This is a genomic window from Nostoc sp. (genome assembly GCF_041747015.1).
Classification (GTDB): Bacteria; Cyanobacteriota; Cyanobacteriia; order Cyanobacteriales; family Nostocaceae; genus Nostoc.
Genome location: NZ_JBGTFY010000243.1, coordinates 24,364 through 45,670 on the forward strand (window position 1 = coordinate 24,364; position 21,307 = coordinate 45,670).

Annotated in this window: 17 protein-coding genes and 2 pseudogenes; 9 read left to right on the forward strand and 10 right to left on the reverse strand. The window is 40.9% G+C overall.

Annotation, left to right across the window (positions count from 1 at the left end):
* Positions 1-106 precede the first annotated feature (106 nt).
* The 6 genes and pseudogenes from treY to ACEW80_RS19765 form a co-directional block, all read right to left on the reverse strand.
* Complete coding sequence (gene treY / locus ACEW80_RS19740) at positions 107-2,896, reverse strand: malto-oligosyltrehalose synthase (protein ID WP_373528216.1); 2,790 nt, start codon at positions 2,894-2,896, stop codon at positions 107-109.
* A gap of 235 nt (positions 2,897-3,131) precedes the next feature.
* Positions 3,132-4,979 carry a malto-oligosyltrehalose trehalohydrolase gene (gene treZ / locus ACEW80_RS19745; protein ID WP_373528217.1) on the reverse strand — a complete coding sequence of 616 codons (1,848 nt, stop codon included), beginning with the start codon at positions 4,977-4,979 and terminating at the stop codon, positions 3,132-3,134.
* 170 nt (positions 4,980-5,149) lie between these two features.
* Positions 5,150-6,259, reverse strand: a complete 1,110-nt coding sequence (locus tag ACEW80_RS19750) for a helix-turn-helix domain-containing protein (protein WP_373528218.1) — start codon at positions 6,257-6,259, stop codon at positions 5,150-5,152.
* On the reverse strand, positions 6,249-6,590 hold the full coding sequence (locus tag ACEW80_RS19755) for a type II toxin-antitoxin system RelE/ParE family toxin (RefSeq protein WP_373528219.1): 342 nt from the start codon (positions 6,588-6,590) through the stop codon (positions 6,249-6,251). The genes ACEW80_RS19750 and ACEW80_RS19755 overlap by 11 nt, the downstream gene beginning before the upstream one ends.
* 141 nt (positions 6,591-6,731) lie before the next feature.
* Complete coding sequence (locus ACEW80_RS19760) at positions 6,732-7,151, reverse strand: thiol-disulfide oxidoreductase DCC family protein (protein ID WP_373528220.1); 420 nt, start codon at positions 7,149-7,151, stop codon at positions 6,732-6,734.
* Between the two features lie 122 nt (positions 7,152-7,273).
* Positions 7,274-7,879 (reverse strand): annotated as a pseudogene (locus ACEW80_RS19765) (Uma2 family endonuclease).
* A gap of 375 nt (positions 7,880-8,254) precedes the next feature.
* Between ACEW80_RS19765 and ACEW80_RS19770 the strand changes: the two are divergent.
* Positions 8,255-9,325 (forward strand): annotated as a pseudogene (locus ACEW80_RS19770) (aldo/keto reductase).
* Between the two features lie 115 nt (positions 9,326-9,440).
* Positions 9,441-10,013 carry a DNA starvation/stationary phase protection protein Dps gene (gene dps / locus ACEW80_RS19775; protein ID WP_373528221.1) on the forward strand — a complete coding sequence of 191 codons (573 nt, stop codon included), beginning with the start codon at positions 9,441-9,443 and terminating at the stop codon, positions 10,011-10,013.
* A gap of 146 nt (positions 10,014-10,159) precedes the next feature.
* On the opposite strand, the gene ACEW80_RS19780 is transcribed toward dps, so the two are convergent.
* The 3 genes from ACEW80_RS19780 to ACEW80_RS19790 all read right to left on the reverse strand — a co-directional run bounded on the left by ACEW80_RS19780 (position 10,160) and on the right by ACEW80_RS19790 (position 14,113).
* Positions 10,160-11,587, reverse strand: a complete 1,428-nt coding sequence (locus ACEW80_RS19780; RefSeq protein WP_373528222.1) for a peptidoglycan-binding protein — start codon at positions 11,585-11,587, stop codon at positions 10,160-10,162.
* Between the two features lie 417 nt (positions 11,588-12,004).
* On the reverse strand, positions 12,005-12,490 hold the full coding sequence (locus ACEW80_RS19785) for an SH3 domain-containing protein (RefSeq protein ID WP_373528223.1): 486 nt from the start codon (positions 12,488-12,490) through the stop codon (positions 12,005-12,007).
* Positions 12,491-12,601: 111 nt separating this feature from the next.
* Complete coding sequence (locus tag ACEW80_RS19790; protein WP_373528224.1) at positions 12,602-14,113, reverse strand: AAA family ATPase; 1,512 nt, start codon at positions 14,111-14,113, stop codon at positions 12,602-12,604.
* 198 nt (positions 14,114-14,311) lie between these two features.
* Between ACEW80_RS19790 and ACEW80_RS19795 the strand changes: the two genes are divergently transcribed.
* From ACEW80_RS19795 to ACEW80_RS19810, 4 genes are all read left to right on the forward strand, one after another.
* The gene (locus ACEW80_RS19795) at positions 14,312-16,564 is read left to right on the forward strand and encodes a hypothetical protein (protein ID WP_373528225.1); all 2,253 of its coding nucleotides are present in this window, start codon (positions 14,312-14,314) and stop codon (positions 16,562-16,564) included.
* 15 nt (positions 16,565-16,579) lie between these two features.
* Positions 16,580-17,857, forward strand: a complete 1,278-nt coding sequence (locus ACEW80_RS19800) for a hypothetical protein (RefSeq protein WP_373528226.1) — start codon at positions 16,580-16,582, stop codon at positions 17,855-17,857.
* A 23-nt stretch (positions 17,858-17,880) separates the two neighbouring features.
* Positions 17,881-18,840, forward strand: a complete 960-nt coding sequence (locus ACEW80_RS19805; protein ID WP_373528227.1) for a hypothetical protein — start codon at positions 17,881-17,883, stop codon at positions 18,838-18,840.
* A 71-nt stretch (positions 18,841-18,911) separates the two neighbouring features.
* Positions 18,912-19,433, forward strand: a complete 522-nt coding sequence (locus tag ACEW80_RS19810; RefSeq protein ID WP_373528228.1) for a hypothetical protein — start codon at positions 18,912-18,914, stop codon at positions 19,431-19,433.
* A 125-nt stretch (positions 19,434-19,558) separates the two neighbouring features.
* Here ACEW80_RS19810 and ACEW80_RS19815 read toward each other — a convergent pair whose 3' ends face one another.
* Positions 19,559-19,714: a hypothetical protein gene (locus ACEW80_RS19815; protein WP_373528229.1), complete on the reverse strand. Its 156-nt coding sequence runs from the start codon at positions 19,712-19,714 to the stop codon at positions 19,559-19,561.
* Between the two features lie 15 nt (positions 19,715-19,729).
* Between ACEW80_RS19815 and ACEW80_RS19820 the strand changes: the two genes are divergently transcribed.
* From ACEW80_RS19820 to ACEW80_RS19830, 3 genes are all read left to right on the forward strand, one after another.
* Positions 19,730-19,981, forward strand: a complete 252-nt coding sequence (locus tag ACEW80_RS19820) for a UPF0175 family protein (protein ID WP_373528230.1) — start codon at positions 19,730-19,732, stop codon at positions 19,979-19,981.
* Between the two features lie 318 nt (positions 19,982-20,299).
* Positions 20,300-20,419, forward strand: a complete 120-nt coding sequence (locus tag ACEW80_RS19825) for a DUF3368 domain-containing protein (RefSeq protein ID WP_373528231.1) — start codon at positions 20,300-20,302, stop codon at positions 20,417-20,419.
* Between the two features lie 144 nt (positions 20,420-20,563).
* A complete protein-coding gene (locus tag ACEW80_RS19830) occupies positions 20,564-20,707 on the forward strand; it encodes a hypothetical protein (RefSeq protein ID WP_373528232.1) in 144 nt (47 codons plus the stop codon).
* Positions 20,708-21,307: the final 600 nt, after the last annotated feature.

Genomic DNA, 21,307 nt, shown 5'->3' on the forward strand with positions numbered 1-21,307 from the left:
TTATTTTTTAACGCAAAGGAACGCAAAGGGAACCGCAGAGGAACGCAGAGTTTTTTCGGCGTTCTCTCTGCGCCTCTGCGTCTGTGCGTGAGAAAGATTTATCTTTTTACTCAGCACTACTAATTAATAGAGCAACTGGAAAATGATTGAGGGCGGATGCGATAGATAATGTTCCTGTAGTCTGTAAGGGTTGCTGAGTTAGGACGTTTTTCCAGGTTCCAGGAGGTAATTGCAGGTGTGTATCTTGCCAAACTGACTCGCCCAAAGGATCGTCTTCAGGCTGAATGAGGCTAGTTAAGAAGCGAGGCGCGATCGCAATCGCTGTTTGATTTCCCTCCCGGCGCGCAAAGGCGATAATGTGATTGGCGTAGGTTCCCTGAACCTCTAACGGCAGATAGTCGCCGTCCTGAAATAATGAGACGTAGTTTGTTCTGGCTTGGAGTAATTGAGCCGTCAAAAACAGTTTGATTCTGCCGTCGGTTTTGTCGTTCAGTAACTCCTGAATCAGTCCGAGAATATCTGTTTTTACTTGCTCGCGGATGGTGTTTAAGTAAGTACGTCGCTGTTCAAAATCCACGGGACGGCGATTGTCTGGATCTACTAAACTTAGTTCCCAAAGTTCCGTTCCTTGGTATAAATCGGGTACACCTGGCGCAGTCATCTTTAGTAGAGTTTGGGAAAGGGAATTGAATATACCATAGTCTGCAATTCGCTGTTGAAAGGGACGAAAGGCTTCTAAGAATTCCCCTGAGATGGCAGGATCAAGTACTTTCTCAATAAAAGAAGTACACGCCTTTTCATACTCGCTATCAGGCCGCAACCACGCTGTATGGACTTTCGCTTCTCGAATTGCCTTAATTATATAGTCTTTTACCCGTTCTACAAAGGACTCATGTTCATGTTCTGCAAAGGGAAATGCCCCTACCAGGGTTTGATAGAGAAAATACTCATCGTTGCGATCGGGCATAGCAAACCCATGACGATCGCTACGATTTCCTTGATTCATGGTACTCCAAGTATTTACCTGTTGCTCCCACTCATCGGGAATTTCTGATAGCACATTCAACCTAGCCCGGACATCTTCACCGCGCTTGGTATCGTGGGTAGCTGTGGTGTTCATTGTGTGAGGCCATGTTGCTTGGTGCTTTTGGTTAAAACTGTGGAAGTCAGTTACAGAGATGCCAAAATGACCGGGATTTCCTCCCACTTCATTCAGCGATAGCAACCGATTATAAACGTATAGCGTGGTGTCTTCTACGCCTTTCGCCATTAGCGGCCCACTGTATTGCTGCATTCGCAAGACGAAATATATCCACTGATCGCGTTCTGTTTGAGTTAGAGAATTATCAAACTCTAGCAGCATTAACTTTTCAATAAAGGTTAATTCGTGCTGCAATAGGGGCGCTTGTTCTTTGGCTTGATTAATTACTTTTTGAATGGTAGCGCGATCGCTATCTCCAATTCCATCGGGGGTAATATAGGTGCGGTATATCGGGAACAGAGTTAAAACTTCAGCGATCGCTCTTTTTAGTCCATTCAGTGTAAAATCATTGCCATAGCGATATTTGCTAGAAATATTCTTTAACAAAAGAGCCAGATTGTCAATATCACCTGCCAAATTCTTTTCTAATATCAGGTGTTTTTTCTCCTTTACTACTGAGGCATAGTCTACTCTTGAACCAATAAAGTTATGGTAAATTTTATCGAACTGCGATTGATTTTTGGTTAGACAAAATACGCCATTTACATAGTTTAAAAAGTCATATCCCGATGTTCCTTCAATTGCCCAATCTTCCGGCAAGTCTTCGGTGATTTCCAAAATTTTCTCAACGGTGATATAAACATCTCCCGTCTTTTCTCGTAGCCTTTCTAGATACTGAATTGGGTTATAAAGCCCATCAATATGGTCAATCCGTAAACCTGTAAATTTGCCCTCCTCAACCAGCTTTTGAATCAGGCTATGGGTGTTATTAAAAACCCGCAGTTCTTCAACTTTCACCGAGATCAGTTCGTTGACAGTAAAGAAACGGCGGTAGTTCATTTCCTCCGCCCCAACTTTCCAGAAGGCGAGACGGTAAAACTGATCGTTCAGTAAGTCATCTAGCAGATTAAAACTATCTGAATTACCTGCTTCTCCGTTGAAAGTTTGGAGATTTTCGTCAATGAACTCGCGGATGGCATCGTTTGTGGTGTAGAGTTCCCAAATCAATCCTTTAATAAATGCGATTTGGTCTTGTCGCTGTTTTCCTGCAACCTCTGAAGGCACACTTTTGAGAATATACAAAATCCCCAATAGCTTAATAAAATCGGGGTGATTGCGTCCCAGTGTCCGGGTGAGTTTACCCAAATTAGAAGTGATAAATTTTGTGTAAGATTCTAACCGCAGTGGCAATTTCAAGCTGTAATAATTTACGGTTAAACCGTTCTGTTCATATTGCAGCTGAATATGTCCGTTTTCGAGAGATGCACCATAGAAATCTCCTAGCAACGGAGCCAAAACTCGCTCTTGGCGATCGCCAAAGGGAGCATTCCAAGAAAGGTCGAAGTAATCGGTATAAGTTGAATCTGGCCCGTGTTCTAATACATCCATTAAATAATCGTTTTCGCTGGTATAGGCCATGTGGTTTGGCACAATATCTTGTAACCAACCCATACCAAGGGATTGAATTTCGCTGACTAAAGCATCAAAGGATTCGTTAGTTCCTAATTCTGGGTTTAGTTGAGTAGCGTCTACTATATCGTAGCCATGCGTACTCCCAGAACGGGCTTTGAAAATAGGAGAAGCATATAAATCGGAAATGCCTAAATCTGCTAAATAAGCAGCGATCGCTCTAGCATTGTCAAAGCCAAACTGAGGTGTAAACTGAATTCGATAGGTGGCGGTAGGAATTCGCATGAGTTTGTTGTTTCTAGCGGGTAATGGAGAGTCGGAAGTGGGGAGTTTGAGCCTCTGAGGGTAAAAGTTGCACCTTTGAGCTTAAAACTTTGGCGTTGCTGAATTTGGATATAGAATTCAACTATTTTCAACTCTTACTCTCTGCGCCTCTGCGTGTTAGCGTTAGCGGGGCGTAGCCCGGCAAATTCGCATTTTCAATCAGCAACGCCAAAACTTCAAGTTCTAACTTTCCCCCTCATCCCCCTTCGTACAGGACTATACTAGTAGCTTTTATTCTCAGTTCTTGTCCGGCAGATAAATATTCAGCAGTTTCAGAACCAGTCCCAGACCATGAGGTATCTGCTGAATCTAATAGTTTATGAGCATTACGCTCAATTGGCAGAGTCACTGTGACTGGAGACGAATTAAAATTCATCACAAATACTAGTTCGCTCGATTCGCACCAACGACGCACAACGACCAACTGCTTCTCTTCATCGCTAGTGGCTTGAATGAAGTTGCGGTCTTGTTTCAAAAGTGCTGGATGCGTCTTGCGTAAATTAATTAACTGGCGATACCAATCCCACAGAACTTTGTGGTTGCCGTTATTGCGTAATTGCCAATTGAGTTTAGAACGCAGAAAAGTTTCTGCCGATTCGGGATCTGGGGGATCATCTGCATAGTGAAATGCTTCAAATTCTTGTTTACGTCCGGCTCGAACAGCTTGAATTAAATCGGGATCGGAGTGACTAACAAAGTAAATAAAGGGTGCTGTTTCTCCATATTCTTCTCCCATGAATAACAGGGGTAAATTGGGCGACAGCAGCACAGCACCAGCAGCTAACTTTAATCCCTCAAAAGAGATCCGTTGGCTGAGGCGTTCGCCTTTCATTTGATTGCCGATTTGATCGTGATTCTGGATGCAGACAGAAAACTGTGATGGCGGGCGATCGCGGCAAGATATACCATGAAATCGTTTGCGATCGGGCGAATATTTCCAATCGTAAATAAAAGTATCATTATAAGCTTTTGCCAGATCAGCACATTGCCCAAAATCCTGATAATATCCTTGGCGATCGCCTGTTAAAAGTCCGTGTAATGCATGATGAAAATCATCACTCCACTGAGCATCGATTCCATACCCACCCAATTCTGCTGGACGAATTATTTGCGGATTATTTAGGTCACTTTCCGCAATTAGATGGCGTTTCCATGTTTGCCCTGGTTGTGATAAATTATGAACCGCTTGGGCCAGTTCCCATAAAAAATGCTTCGCGCCCAAGTCGTAAATTGCCTGAATAGCATCCAGCCGCAATGCATCAATGTGGAACTCGCGCAACCAGTAAAGCGCATTTTCGATGAAATAGTTTCGCACGCCCTGACTATGGGCATTGTCGAAATTCATCGCATCGCCCCACGGCGTTTTATAGCTTTTAGTAAAGTAGGGCGCGAACTGATTCATATAGTTGCCTTCTGGCCCAAAGTGGTTATACACCACATCCAATACAACAGCAATGTCGTGTTGGTGGCAAGCATTCACCAGTTGTTTTAGTTCGGCTGGGCTACCGTAGGAATTTTGGACAGCAAACGGGTAAACGCCATCATAGCCCCAGTTGCGATATGTCAAAGAGGCTTCAATATGAGTATCTCCCGGAAACTGAGAGATGGGCATAATTTCAATGGCGTTAATTCCTAGTTCCCTGAGTTCCGGTAAACGGGGAATAATTGCGGTAAAACTTCCTTCCGGCGTGAATGTGCCAACATGGAGTTCGTAGAAAATCATCGACTCCAAAGAAATGCCAGCCCAGGCTTCATCAGTCCACTCAAACTGTTGATCGACAATTTGAGACGGCCCATGCACCCCTTCAGGTTGATACTGCGACGCCGGATCGGCAAAAGCGTCTTGACCATTCAAGACATACCGATAAAGCGTACCTGGATACACATCGCTTACTTTTGTCTGCCAGTATCCCTCAGACTGAGGCTTGAGGGGAATTAGCTGCTGTTCTGGAGTTAAAATTTTTACCGTGACGCTATCTAGTAGCGGCGACCAAACTGTAAATTCACACTCTCCGTCACCCAAGTAGTTAGCACCAATTCTCACGCAGTATCCTCCCATCAGGTTCTATGTTGTGCCGAATTCTGGCGCGTTCGCAAATGTCATTGATTGCACAATGTTTACAAACACGCCAGATAGCATAATGGTTGGTCTAGCAGACTCTTAGCTAGCACCTGGAGGCGGATTTTTGACAAAAACAAATTCTGTCTAATTAGCTATTCATCATCTAACGCCCACTCAAGCTTTTGTTTGAGGTCATTGCAGTGACTAGGCGGTAAAAAATTATCATGCTGAAGTCTACCAACTAAAATCCCCGGTGCAATACCGATTTCAGCAGCAAACTGGATAATATTTTCTTTACTGAATTGTTGAACTGATGCCAGAAATGCTTTCAACTCGGCAGGGGGGATGAGTATATCCGCAGCGAATTTGTTTGCTTCTTCTTCCTTTTCTTGATCATTGACAGATGCAACATCTGTACCCTCAAGAAAGAAATCACGTTTACCATGCAGTAAAATGTGACCAGCTTCATGGAAGAAAGTAAACCATAAATGGTCATCAGTCTTGTAGCGCAGACTGAGTTGAATCAGCGCTTTGTCAGAATTCAACCAATGAGTTGCTCCACTGGTTCGCGTTTTAGGAAGTTGTGGTACAAAAACTACAGCAACCCCAGCTTCTGCACACAGATGCTCCACTTTTAGCTGAAAAATTTCTGGTGCTTCTACAGTTAAAGCGCGGATTTTTTGCAGTGTTTCCCGAAACTTATTGGCATTATAGGGAGTACAAGTAATCTTAGATGCTTCAATTTCTCCTCGACGCAGCCAAGCGGTAATAGCACCAGGGTCACTTTGAAATGCTTGAGATTTACGAAAATTTATATGAGTGTTCAACCATATTCCCTCCCAATTTTCAGGGGAGGCGACGGCGAAAAAATTTAGCACCTCCCGCATCTGCTCAACTTTGTCCCGATAGCGGCGAATCCAGCCAAACTTAATCATGGCTGTAACAGGAATTTCTTTAAGCCATGCTACTTGCTTTTCTAAACGCTCTTTTTCTTCCTGTTGCGCTAAAAATTCTCGGTATCGTCGTTCGTGATTGTTCCAAAAACTAGCTGGGATATTAAATACCAGTTCTAGCTGTAATGCAGTTTCAGGGGTAATTGCTGCTTTACCATTAATAATTTCGTTAATTGTTTTTTTAGGTCTTCCAGTCCGTTCTGCCAATTCTACTTGGGTCATCCCCCGTTCTTCCAGAACTTCCAGCAGGGTATCCCCAGGAGGAGAAACGTAATCTGGATTATACTGATTTTGGATCTTACTTTCCATGTGTATTCTCCACGCCGATTATTCTCACGGCAGTGACTTGACTCCAGTCGATACCACCATCTAATTTGGTAGGAATTGGTTCATCTGCTGGCTCAAATATAAGCCGATATGGATGATCCAAATCGAGCGATAATTGACCTGCCCGATCGTAAAGCAATTCATGGCAACGTACTTGAAGATTTCGCATATCTTCAAGTACGTTGGCATAGTAACGTAAATGATCTAGCCGTAGTCGGATACGTTTTGCTCTATCTGCACCATGATTTTTTACTAGAAGCCGTTGGTTATTGCACTCTTCTTCAAAATTACTGTTCTCGAATACAATATCCATTGTATCACAATTTTATAAAATATAGTTAACCTAAAGGGTTAACTATATTTTATGCGCTGAATTTAAAAATGGTAGGAATCTGCCGAAAACGAGGATTTGATTCTCATAGCACAGAAATTTTATACTATAGATAGTTCAGGCTCAAAATTGCTCATTACCTGTTTTACAGCTACCATCCACGCAGTATGAAGATTGATAGGTATTAGAACGCTTGCCAAAGATGGTGTAGCGGTTATCGCGGATTTGTTCGTAAAAGCGATCGCCTACCCACTTCATCCCCGGTAATGCTCGATAAGCGTCTACAAATATGCTTCCTGCTGGTAATAACCGCCCAATTTCTTCTGCTGCGTTACTGCCTTGCCAACGTCTTTGGGGTTCATTACCATCAATTAAAATCATCCCCTGTTCACAGTCTTGGGCTGTAATTCCCCACTGTAAAAGTGTCTGCTGATCTTGCATGGGTGCGTAGCGAAACAGCTTTCCTTGGTCTAATGTTTCTAGCGATCGCACTAATGTAACGCAGAGATTACAATTTCCGTCATAGATTACGTAGTAATTCATAGAAATAATAGCTCTTTTACAATTACAAGTAAGACGTGTCTAAACATAACTTTGGTATTCTAGCTTAGAAAACCGTGGCGATCGCTAGTTCATTCACTTGCTTTCCGATCCTGTGGCGATCGTCAAATATGTATGATGTCGTCGAGTTTAAATTGTAAATTTGGCAAGATATCAGAAGAAATAGTATCTCTTAAGCGATATTGTTGCTGCTGCTACACACCGTTAACTAACTGACAAACGGTAAATGTGGGTTGTTTGGGATTGTCGATAAATTGCAAACCACCTAAGCCCCGAAAATCCACAATCCAATATTCGAGGATGTTAAGAAAAGCATATTCTTCAACTTTTCTTGCATAATCATCTTGCCAATTACTGCTCACAACTTCAGCAACAAGTTTGATTGTACTGCCGTTACAAATAATAGGTTCTTTTTGCCAGAGCGGTTCTTTACTAAGTTCTGCTTTATCTAAAACAATTACGTCAGGATGCAGCGCTGTGGCAACAGCCGCAGGTGGTTTAATCAGACAATTTTTTGGAACTAGCCAGTTTAAATTAGAACTAAAAATTTCGACATAGATTCTACCAGCAATACTACCTGCAACAGATTCGTGTAGTCCTGTAGGTTCCATGTCTCTTAGTTGTCCGTCGATTAATTCGTAACGTGAATTATCACCATATTGGGCTATAAATTCCTCGAAGGTAAATAGTTTGGGCGAGGTGTAGGTCATAGGTCTTGTTTTGAATTGACGTAAGCTTATTGTAGCGATTGCCGTTGTAAAGTACATCAAGGAATAAAAGTTTTAGAAAATTATTGCGTAAGTCCACATCACTAAAGTCACGAATTGCGTAGGCATAGCCCGCCGCAGGCATCGCTCTTGCCTCACTAAAGCAGTACAAAGTAAAAAAAGGCTACATCAAAGTTGCAAGTCAATACATCAAAGTTGCAAGTCAATACATTAAAGTTGCAGGTCAATACATTAAAGTTGCAAGTCGATACATCAAAGTTGCAAGTCGATACATCAAGTCAAACATTGCTCCCAGTTTCCAGTTATTATGCCCTTGGGATGGTATTTGCTTAATTTTTCACTAGCGAGAAAATATTTATGAGATACAAACTTTTAGGTAAAAGTGGGTTAAGAGTGTCTGAACTCTGCTTAGGAACCATGACCTTTGGTGAAGATTGGGGTTGGGGTGCTTCTATTGACGAAAGCGGTAAAATCTTTGACACTTATGTAAACGCAGGTGGCAATTTTATTGACACTGCCAACGGTTATACCGATGGTAGCAGTGAAAAAATTGTTGGTGAGTTGATCGCTAAAGAACGAGAACGCTTTGTAGTTGCTACCAAATATTCCTTTCCCTTGCGGATGAATGATCAGAAAGGCAACCCTAATGGTAGTGGGAACCATCGCAAAAACTTAATCCAGTCTTTAGAAGGTAGCCTCAAACGTTTGAATACCGATTACATTGATTTATTCTGGTTGCACGCTTGGGACTTCACAACACCTATTGAAGAAGTATTGCGTTAGCGAAGCTCACCGAAGGTATCGCTTGATGATCTTGTCCGTCAAGGTAAAGTTCTTTACATTGGTATTTCTGATACTCCTGCTTGGATCGTTTCCCAAGCAAATACCATCGCTCAACACCAAGGATGGACGCAGTTTGTCGCCTTGCAAATTGAGTATAGTTTGATTCAGCGAACACCAGAACGAGACTTGCTACCGATGGCAAAAGCTTTTGATTTAGCAGTAACACCGTGGTCGCCTTTGGGTGGCGGTGTGCTGACAGGAAAGTATAACAAGCCTCCTCAAGAAGGTGGCGAACAAGGGCGACTCGCAACTTTTGGCGGAGAAATTTCTGAGAAAAATTTAGCCATCGCCCAATTAGTTAGCCAAGTTGCAGCAGAGATTGGACATACACCTTCACAGGTAGCATTAGCTTGGTTACGCGCTCAAAGTGGCGTGATTATTCCGATTATTGGGGCACGTAAATTAACTCAGTTTCAAGACAATTTAGCTTCTCTAAATGTCACCCTCTCACCAGAACATTTGCAACGTTTAAATGAAGTGAGTCAAATTGAGCTAGGTTTTCCCCATGACTTCTTACAAAGTGATGCAATTCGCAATCGGCTTTTCGGTGGTACATTCAATACCATAGAAAACCATCGTATCTAACCTACTAGTCATAAACCTTAACACATTCAATCGTTAATTCCATCTGTCGTCAGAGAGTTTCGCATAGCCCACAAGTATCTGTAGAGTTAATTGTAAAAGGTACTAACGTAGAATCATGAACGACAACAACATCTCATCACGTTTGTTTCCTAGCCGCATTGACATTCCTGCCGAAGCGCGAGTGCAAATTGTGGTACTTCTTAACCAAAGCTTGGCAGCCACTTCGGATTTGAAAACCCAAGCAAAGCAAGCGCACTGGAATGTTAAAGGAACTGACTTCTACCAGCTACACCTATTATTTGATGAACTTGCTGGTGAATTAGAAGAGTACATCGATATGGTAGCTGAACGCATCACAGCTTTAGGCGGATACGCTTTTGGAACAGCCCGCGCCGCTGCTAGTAATTCGATCTTGCCAGAATATCCCTTAGATATTTTGGATGGCAAAGATCATGTAACAGCGTTGTCAGATCGCTTTGCACTTTATGCTAAACATATCCGAGAAGCGATCGCTACAACTGATGAATTAGACGACCTCGATACAGCCGACCTTTACACTGAAATTTCCCGCACCATTGACAAACGACTCTGGTTCTTAGAAGCTCATCTGCAAGTAGCAGAAATTAAGGCAGAGAATGGCAAAGCGGATACTACTAAAACTCAAAAGATACCTGCTGCTGTAAGATAAGCATTTCTGAGAAAAGTAGCCTTTCTTAAATCTAGTAGTAACTTTTTGGTAAGTACGTCACTTTTAAGTGCGTACTTTTCATTTCATTTTATATCCCACATTCCGCACTTCAATTAAGACATCGCTCTTTACCTTTTCATGTTGAATTAATTGTATTTTATCCGGGCATCAAGACCATAGGAGCGGAGCATTTTGGTTAGCTTTTCTGCTTGTGCGCGATCGCTAAATGCCCCAGCATTCACATAATCCCCTAGATTGGATTGTTCTGTAATAGCATTGGGTATATATTGTTGCACTTTAATCAGAGTATCATTATTGGAAATTGGCACTATTACTCTGTAAGGATTATTAGCAACTAATGTGTTGCCATTAATCTTAGGTGCTAGATAGTCATTAGTAGGAGGTAATACATAGGGATTATTTTCAGGTACATAGCCATTGGTAACAGGTACTACATAACGATTAGTCTCAGCAGAATTGCCCATAGTTGAGCTATTCAATCCTAATGCTTGCCAAGTTTGTAAATCTACATTTCCAGTAGAATTAAGTCGAGAATATTGCTGGAATGCAATCACAGATTGCCTGGTGTAGTCGTTGAAATAGCCATCAGGATTGGTATTAGAAAAGTTTAACTGCAACAAACGCTCTTGAACTAATCTGACATTTTCTCCTTGATCGCCTACAGTCAGATAATTTCTGCCTGGTTGTTGATTAGGATATCCACCATTTGAGGCTATACGTACTGCCTGCAAGACTTGGGCATTGGCGATGCCATCAACAGGTAGTCGATAATTTCGCTGGAATCCGATCACAGCTTCTCTAGTTAGTGGGCCAATATTCCCAGTCGCATTAGTATTAAAGTAGCCTAGCTGCCGCAAACGCACTTGTAGTTCTCTCACTTGTTGAGTAGAGAGACTTGATCTACCTGGAGTCGGAGAGGAACCTAGTAGTATGTTCCAAGTTTGTCGATTCACAATCCCGTTAGCAGTTAGGCGATAATTTCGCTGGAATCTAATTACCGCATCTTTAGTAATTCGTCCAAAATTCCCAGTGGGATTAGCATTAAAGTAGCCTAACTGTCGTAGACGCTGTTGCAACCTTGTCACCGCTGCACCAGTTTTGCCTTGAGATATAACCGGATATGCGCTACTGGTATTCCTACTAGAAGTTCTACTTTCACAGGCTCGTTGCAAGGCTCGTTGAGTACTAATACCAACAACTCCATCAGCAGATATTCTATTGGCTTGCTGGAATTTGATCACAGCATTCTGAGTCAAGTTAGCAAACTTACCACTCACCGGGCCGTTAAAGTAACCTAACTTTTTTAAACACCTCTGGTTACTGCTAACTCCAGCCCCACTACTTCCTATTTTCTGAAGTGCTAAAGCTTGCCCAGCAATACTCAGAAACCCCATAGTCAGCGCCACAGACAAAAGACGCATTGGCGCACTGCTAGATAACTTTCTCCAATTCAAAAATTTGAGATTAGCTACGGTAGCAACAACCTTGATGCTTTCGGATGCCTCGTAGACTAAGGCGAGCTTGGTTAAGTAGCTATCTACCCCTGTTTTCACTTGCTTTTTTGAAGTTATGGCTACAGAAAATTATACCACTTTCTCTGTGTTATGTTTAGTTTCTGTATGATTCTTTACAAGTAATTTCCCCAGATGAGATATACAAGCTTCGTAAAGCTTTGGAGGCTTGTTTTTTATTTGCCTGACAAAATTTTTGCTATACCTATCTGGGTTTCAAGTATGAGCAACGCAGACAAATAGGTGGTAGGCTCAAATGTATTTCTGCTAAGGGACAAGAAACTACTTTTCAAATTGAGCTTCCAATTAATGCCTTGATACATACTTCCGGTTTTCTGGAAAATAAATCTCATGTATCTCCAGATAAAGTTATTGAGTAGACACGTCTGACTTTTGGTCTTGTCTTCCTGTTTGTTATAAATGTTGTGGTTCTTCTATTTGCTCTGATTTTTTAAGCTATTATTCAGCAACTTTTTCAGTATTACCTGCTTTCACCCAACCTTCTTGTTCACTACCTTCCAAACGGATCTTTTGCCAGGCTTTGTCCTCGCTTTCTGACAAAACAATAATTTTTTGATCAAAACCAACCCCACCAATACGTTCAGCTTCTTGGTTTGGTTGCGATCGCAAACTTAAGCCTTCAGCCCAACTCACACGCCCTCGGTAAGCTCCCGATGGTAATGGTTTTGGTGATGGGGTAGCTTTAGGTGATTCTGTGGGAGTGGAGGTTGAGCTTGGAGGTGTAAGGGTGGGTTTGCCTCCTCTAGCCTGGGTTGCTTTTGGAGCTTGGGCTTTTACCGAGGGGCTATCATTGGCAAAAACGGGTTTACCTGGGGGTATGCCGGTGCGATTTATGAAATAGAGTGCAACTGCAACGCCGCCACCGATTAACACAGCGATCGCTAAGAAAAACCCAAGTATAAATTTTGTTAACCTAGACAACATATTTAAAACCTGATCACCAGTGGTCAATAGTCAATAGTAATTCATGATTAACCGTTGACTATTGACTAGCAATTATTAACTAATTTATTATTATAACTGCCGCTGAATGCGTTAGCGTAGCTTGTCAAAGCTATCCTTCAAAGGACTGTGTTTCGACGCCAAACGCGCTCTCCCCGCCGCCGCCCATTCTTGAAGTTGCTGAATTTGCTCTACGGCAGTTCGTGCTAAGGGTATGATCTGACTGGCTGCTTCTAAAACGTCGTCTGTCGCAAAGTCGCGGTTTTGGCTAAATCCAATATGCATCGCTTCAATTAAAGTTTGCTCAATCTCAGCCCCAGAAAAATCGGGCGTTTCATAAGCTAACCTGTCGATGTCATAACTTTTCAAGTTATGGGGGCGCAATCGGGATAAATGAACATCATAAATTGCTTTTCTCTCTTCTTGAGTGGGCAAACCCACAAAGAAAATTTCATCAAATCGCCCTTTACGAAGCATTTCCGGCGGTAAAGCTTGGATGTCGTTGGCGGTGGCGACGACAAAAACGGGTGAGGTTTTTTCAGCTAGCCAGTTAATAAATGTGCCAAACACCCGGCTGGCTGTGCCTGCATCACCTTTGCTACCGACTCCGGCGAAGGCTTTATCTATTTCATCAATCCACAAAATACAGGGAGCGAGGGCTTCAGCTACTTGGATCATTTGGCGAGTCCGAGATTCTGATTCACCTACTAGACCACCAAATAATCTTCCCACATCCAGACGTAGCAGGGGTAAATGCCAGTGATGAGCGATCGCTTTTGCTGTTAAAGATTTACCAGTTCCCTGAATACCCACCAACATTAAACCACGGGGATGCGGTAATCCGTACTGTCGCGCCTTATCAGTAAATGAGCCTCCCCGCCGAATCAGCCAGTCTTTGAGGTTATCGAGTCCGCCAATATCAGAAATTTGCTCAGTGGCGGGGTAGAAGTCCAAGATTTGGGTTTGGCGGATAGTTTGGCGCTTTTCTTCCAAAACGAGATCCACGTCTTCTGGTTGCAATTCACCGTGGGTAGCGATCGCTTTTGCCAAAACTCGGCGAATCCGTTCCATTGAAAGTCCTTGACAAGAGCGTACCAAGTCATCTAAAACTTTGCCAGAAAGGGAATTACTAGTGCTTTGTAGCAAGCGTTCTACCTCAGTTTTAATTTCGGGGGCGGCGGGTAACGGGAACTCGACAACTGTCAGCACTTCGCTTAAGTCGTCAGGGATGGCAATGCGTGGCGACAGTAGTACAATATTTTTTGGTTGCGATTTGAGAAGCCTGGACAGATTGCGGAGTTTGCGGGCGATCGCTACATCATCTAAAAAGCGATGATAATCTCGGAGAATTAATACCGCAGGTGCGGAAGCTGGTAATTTTTCGATAAATTCTAAAGCTTGCAACGGGTTACGCCGCCCAAACCCAGCATCATTGGGGTTTCCCTGGTAGCCATCGACAAAATCCCAAGTATACACCGGGCGATTACCCTGGTTGGTTGCTTCTTCCCGGATAGCTGCTTCTACCCGCTCCTCCTCGTAGGTGGGAATATAAATCAAAGGGTAGCGGGCGCGTAGCAGCAGTTTAAACTCATCGCGGAAGTTCATAAGTAGCTGTGGTTATTAGTTATTCTCTCATTGTTCAGCAAAATATTAGGCGAATAGAATTCACCGCTACACAAACGTACCCCTTTGGGGAAGCAAGCTACGCGTAGCGTCTCGCAGAGAAGTCTACCTCCGTGGACTAACGAAAAATCAAGATTTTTATAATACACTTAGACGTAAACACGTTGATCAGGTTATCCAATGGATAGAACCACACTTATTACTAGCATTATTGAGAAGCGTAAACCCCTTGCTCAGAGGATTCAACTGGTAGAGGGGAACTTGAAAACTCTTTCCACATCTCTGCATCAAGTGGAGGAGTACCGTAATTACCTTTTAAAACAAGTTGATGATCCGAATGTTATTGGGAGACTTGAAGAAATTAGTTTTTCTAACATTCAGTTGACTATTGCCTCTGAGTTAGAAGCCTTAACTAAGCTGAAAAACCGTTTTTCTCGCAATACTCTTAATATAGGTGTCGTGGGACGTGCTAGACAAGGAAAAAGCCGTCTCCTGCAAAGTTTAACCAGATTAAGTGCAGCCGAAATTCCTGATGGCGATCGCCAACATTGTACAGGAGTTCGGAGTACAATTCACCATAACCCTAATGTAGATACTTCTGGAGAGGTGTGGTTTCATACGGAGCGATCGTTTTTAGATGAAGTGATTACTCCTTACTATCAAAAACTTCGTTTGGGTGTAAAACCTATAACTTTAGAAGAATTTGCCAATAAACCTTTACCACCATTACCTCAAGATATCCCTGGTTATGCAGCACCTGGGGCAATGTATGAACATTTAAAGCGATATCATAGTCACCTAGATAAATATCGTCATCTCTTCAGAGAAACTTCCCCTCTGATTATTCAGAAACATCAGATTCGAGAATATGTTTCTCAAGACACCCTTGATGGGGAACGAATTTTATTTAACTATTTAGCCGTTAAAGAAGTAAAAATTACCTGCAAATTCCCGAATGTTGATATTGGGAAAATTGCTTTAGTAGATATGCCAGGTTTAGGAGATACGGGACTTGGAGATGAAGAAAGGTTAATTCAAGCATTAGGAAAAGATATTGACTTTGTTTTATTTGTGAGAATGCCTAAATCTGCCGGGGATTATTGGGCAGATGTAGATGTTAAATTATACGATATGGCTCGTTCAGCTTTAGCAGATTTGCCAGTTAACTTATGGTCATTTGTGGTACTTAATAGAACTAGTACTGAATCAAATAATGGCGATAATTTGAAAAACTGCCAAGATTTATTAGATACAGTAGAAGAAAAACATATTAAGGTAGAAAAATGTTTGATTGCTAACTGTAGTAAGGACACAGAAACTGCTCAACTTTTAGATCAAGCTTTGGGTTATTTAACTAATAATATTAATGTTCTTGATAAACAATACACTTCTGCTTCTCAAGAACGTTTATTAGAAATTCATCAAGCCGTAAATGCTGAATCAAACAAAGCCAAAACTATCTTCAATCAAAATGTAGAAGACGATTCTCAAGAAACTGAAGAACTGTATAGCGACTTATTCGGAGATAGTGATAATGGGTGGTGGAAAGAGGTTGCATTAGGACTTCAAGGACTTAGGACGCAGCTGTGGTATCTGCGTCAAACTCCCAATGATGAGTTATATAATGGTGTCATTGCTGCTATTGAAAATTGTGAACAAGATAAAGGTATTTTATCATCAGAAAATGCTCTACAAGAAATTAATGATCGAATTATGATTAGTAGTGCATTCAGAACTTATCCTGATTATCAAGATGATCTGAGAGTATTTATCTCTCATCGTTTCTTATCTTTAGATGAAAACCTCAAGCGGACAGTCGAGTTAGTTAAAAATCAGGTTGTTAATGTTTTAAAAGAAAAAGGTCATTTAGGCATCATAAGCAATACCGAAGGTTCGGAGTTTTTTACTGAAATCTCTGATCTCATACCAGAGCGTTTTCCAAAGCTAAAAGCCGGATTTAGAATCATAGCAGGCTTTCAATTATCATATCGTGGGTTAATTCTTCCACGCATTCGCCAACACCTAGATGGACTTACTAATATTAGTGCTATGACGGGTCAATCAGGAGGAATTTCGGAACAACAAGATAAAACACTTGCTGTTTCTAAAGATACAACTGCTGAAGATATTTTAACGGCTTTAGAAATTGATTATGATAAAGCAATTAATACAATTAAACCAGCCATAGAGGAATTACTGTGTGAACCGAATGAAGCGGCTCATGCAATGGTAGAGGAATTTATTGATAACATCATTCGTCAAAAAGATATTCAAAAAGAATGGAAAAATTTTCTCAGGGGACTTCGCCCACAGATATGGTCAGACATTTTTGGAAAAAAAGAAAGGGATAGAGAGATAAGAAAACAATGGCTGGAATCAGTTAATCAAGTTACTCTAATTAATCAACTTGAATCTTTTAATTTAACTCAATAGTAGTAAGGAGAAATTATGACAGATGGAAATGAAGAATTAAAAATCATTATGGTTGCTCCTTCAGGAATGGGTAAAACCAGTCTTTTAGCAGCCATGCACGAAGAATTTCACAAGACTTTCGAGAGAGCTAATCTCCAAACTTGGGTAGATGATAACAATATATTACGCGCCATACAAGAATGTAAGTCTGTCTTGAGAAATATAGATGCAAAATTAGAAAATATAGTTACTTCTACTGCGCCTAAAGAAAACCCTTGGAATGACCAAGGTTTTAGCTTTGAGCTTGGTAGTAGTGGAAAAAAGTTTATGAAATTGAGGTTCACTGATCCCTCTGGCGAATACTTTAATCCAAATGCGACAGATGAACAAAGACAATATGTTAAATCGCAGTTAAATGAATGTGATGCCGTAGTAATTCCTATTGATGCTACTGCACTTATGCAAAAAAAGACGGGAAAGGTAAATAATGCAGAAATCGGGACATGGCATGAAGAAAAAAATGATTCTCAGCGCATTACTCAACTATTAAAAGATGCTTATACTAATGTAAAATCGCCTAGATTAGTGATTTTAGCCCCCGTCAAGTGCGAAACCTATACTAAAACGCCTAGAGATGCAGAGAGGTTACTATACCATGTCAAAATCGGATATAGTGAATTGCTGGATTTTTTTAAATCAGATTCTTTAATTGATAAGGTAGCTGTAGTAATAACTCCAGTCCAAACTATTGGAAACGTAGTTTTTAGTTATGCCAAGACTGATAACGATGGATATACTAAGTTTTACTACCATAAAACTCCTATTAATGCTCCCTACGAACCTAAAGATGGTGATCAACCTCTCCGATATATCTTATTGTTTCTCATTAATGTTTTCTTAGAAAAGAAAAAAGAAATTCTTAAAAAAGAACAACAGAATTTTGAAACACTTAAAAGTGAGCTTGGTAGGGATAAAAGTAAGCTAGACAATGCAAAAAGAGAATTTGATGAAAAACAAAAACTCTTAAATGAACGTAATAATACGTGGTGGGTAGCTAGAGCTATATTCAATATTTTTGATGATAGAGAATCACCGTACTATACAGCGAAAGGGCAATTTGACCAAAAACAAGTTGATTTTCAAGAAATACAATCAAATGTTGAATCAACTTCGCTCAAAGTTCAGGCAACTCAAGAAGAAATTAATGCATTCAACAATGCATTATATAAATTTGCGATCGGCTGTAAAAATAATGATGGTTTTGCGGTTGTTCAAGGACATAAATGGTTAAATTTTCCCCAGTCTATTTTTTAGTGAGTAACAAGGATGGTTGAGTCATGAGTAAGTTTGAAATTTATGTTAAAACTTCAGCACTAGGCCAGACAGGTATTCACTGGCGTAGGATCAAGAGTGAACAAGATCAGCCTGTAGAAGTTCCTAGTTTGATCAAACGTCAAGTTATAGGAGAACAAAATGGTCAAATAACTATTGTTAACGATTTAATTGATGAAGTTAAACCCTCCCTACTTATATTGAGAGATAATAAAAAGCTTTTATTAGAAATTACAGGAATTGAATCACCCCAACGCTCTATTAGACGGGGGCGAAAATTTTTCAATTCTATGGTTTGGATAGCTGATGATATAGAAGAAAATGAAGTAGTCTTACGAAAGATTGCTTATAGTGCAATCCAGAATATTTTACAGAAAGATTTCTCATTAAGTGAAATGATTGAGAAATCAGTAGAATTCTATGGACTAGAAGAATTTCGAGTCAATCTAAAAGAAGTCAACGAATATATCGAGCATATTGAACCAGTTGATAGCAATAAATTTAGTGATATAGAATCCGATCAAAAATATCAAATAGAAAGTAAATCGTCTGAAAGTTTAGAGAAATTGGCAGAAGAACTCCGAAATTCTCCGCTACCTAAAGAATGGGTGAATTGGGATGAAGAAACAAAAAACGATGGCGTTTTAATTGTTGTGACAGAAAATTTAGAAAAAAGAACTATTCTGCACAAAGCTGGAGTCTGGAGAGGTTTTGCAACTAATATAGAAGAACCTGCAAAAGTAGTAGTTGAATTACCGGAAAAAAAAACGGAAGTATTACCTTCATCCGCAACACTACCGCCAGAACAAGCCCAAATACCCTCTCAGCCAATTCCAACTCTTTGGCGCATAATCATAATGTTGATAGTGGGAGTAATAGTGATATTGTTTATCATTCTGGGATTTCCATCCCCGGTGCAAGATCCACATCAACCGGAGAAGAATCCCCAAATCCATTACAAATAGTTAAGTCCATAGGAAATCTTATAGGAAATGTGCTTCACTCATTGTTTACAGAAGAAAACATAACATCTTTAATGTCTCAGTTAGATGATGAACAAAATTGGAATTTATTTTATGTTATCGATTTCTTAAACTTATATTACTATTACTTACCTGATACTGCTCGTTCTGAAAAAGATGACATAAGGATTTTATATGGAGAGCTAATTAGAAAAATAAAGCTTGAAGACAATAAGTACAAGTGCGACCTTGAAGAACAGTTTAAAAAAATAATGAGTTTATATGGAGAGCTAATTCAAAAAATAAAGCGTGAAGGCAAATACTACAAGCAGGAAGTTGAAAAACAGCTTCAAAAGAGTCATCAAGGATTAGATTATAAAGATAGCGACAAAATTCCTAATCATACTGAGATTATTAATAATAAATTTAAGGTTTTAAATAGTTATCAACAACAAAATTTTAAGTATCTTTCTTGGTATCTTTTACATTGCAAAATTATTAACTTAGATATAGACAATCCAAACCGGACTTATCCTATTTGGCAGCTTTACTCTCAGTTAATTAAGGATATTAAATCTTTGCCTATTAATGAATAGATTTAGTATTAGATTACTTCACTTTCTGATCGCATCTTACAAGCCTCATATATTTGCCACCCATGCTGTCTCTGTCGGCTACTCAAAAAAAGTTTGACTACGATCTGAAATGAAGGTATGCTGTGTTATTTAGTTTGTGGTTGATGGTAGCACAACAGGCGCACCGGGGGAGAGCGATCGCTGTCACTACCACCCAAGAAAGCTCCCGCCGCAGTCAGGAGCGCCTTGTATACAGATGTATAGAGAAATGTTGATATTATTAATGCAGCATAATGCAGCAATTTAGGACATAAATTATGTCGTCAGTCACGATTAACCTGCCAGAAGAAGTATTTAGCGCCCGTCGCCTGACTCCAGAAGAATTTGTGCGCGATATGCGCCAAGCTGCTGCTATCTACTGGTATCAGAAGCAGGAAATCTCAATGGAGAAAGCAGCCAACGTTGCTGGGTTAAACCGCCGAGACTTTCTAGCCGTCTTAGCCCGTGAACAAGTGGATGTCTTTGCTGTTGATTTTGATGATTTGCAGCGCGAGTTAAACCGTGGCTGAACTCCCTGCTATCAACACATCCCCACTAATTTTTTTGACCAAGGGCGGCTTTCTTGATTTGTTGCTCTTAATGGAATCATCAATTATTGTTCCATCAGCTGTAGCCACAGAAATTTAGGCGTATGGGTCAGCAGATGTAACAGCAGTTGCGCTCAACAATACTGATTGGTTGGTTGTACAAGAAACACCACCTGTCCCGAACGTTATTCAAAGCTGGGATTTGGGTCTAGGTGAGCCGCCGTACTAACCTGGGGCTATGTAAATCCAGGTACAGAAGTAATTCTAGATGATTTAGCAGCCCGTCGTTGTGCTGCAACTTTGGGAATTCCGGTACGGGGAACATTAGGCATCGTTATTACTGCAAAACTTCGAGGGGTAATTCCGGCTGCACGTCCAGTTTTAGAACAATTGCGCGTGCGCGAGGATGTATTTATCTGACCGCGTGATAAATCTTGCATTAGCATTGGTAGGGGAATAGAGGCGTTGGCTCCCAAGCCGTGAGCGAATTATACCTGATGATGGTTATAGCGCGGCAATCATAAGCAGATTTTATCAGCCAACGCTATCATACGGGTTGTAGCGATGTCTACAACGGGCTACGCCTACGCAATTGATAAATTGGAATTGATGAAGTGCGATCGCCATCGCGTCGCCAACGGACTTACAATACTTTGGGTCAGGGATTACACGTTTGTCAGAAAAGCTGTTTCGGTGATTGGGTTTTAGATTTATTGACACTCCCCGCGATAAATCGACGGGGATTCTTGGTTCAACGAAACCACTTAACCTAGAGTCCTTGCGTCATCTAGACCAGAGGTGGGATTCTCCCCAAGCGTTAACTTTCCGAGTGCCCCTCGGTAGTTGCATTTCTGCAAGTCCTGTTTTACTTGAAACAATTTGTTCCAAAATTCTGAGTCGTCTAGCCCCAATGAATCTTTTACCTACTGCTAGGTGGAAACTAGAATAATGCAGTAGAACCGCATAGATGAGGCAGTGCGGTCTTGGGGTTTCCCCAAGTAGAGCAACTGCCGTTCAATTATCAAGGTTCAGTGCTTTGTCTTTCGACAGCTAGGTTTTTTAAGTGGTTAATTACCTTTCCACTATCATTAGTATAGTATATTGCTACACTAATTAATTCAAAGCCGTCGTAGAACGACGGGGCTTTAAACCCAATTTTTCGGTAAGGTAAGATGTATATACTCAAGTAAGGAATCCTTACATTTGATAGCAAAGGCTAGGAGGCAAGTCATGCTCGCCAAATTAACTTCTAAAAATCAACTAACGCTGCCTAAAAGTATTACTCGTGAAATCGGTGAGGCTGAGTAT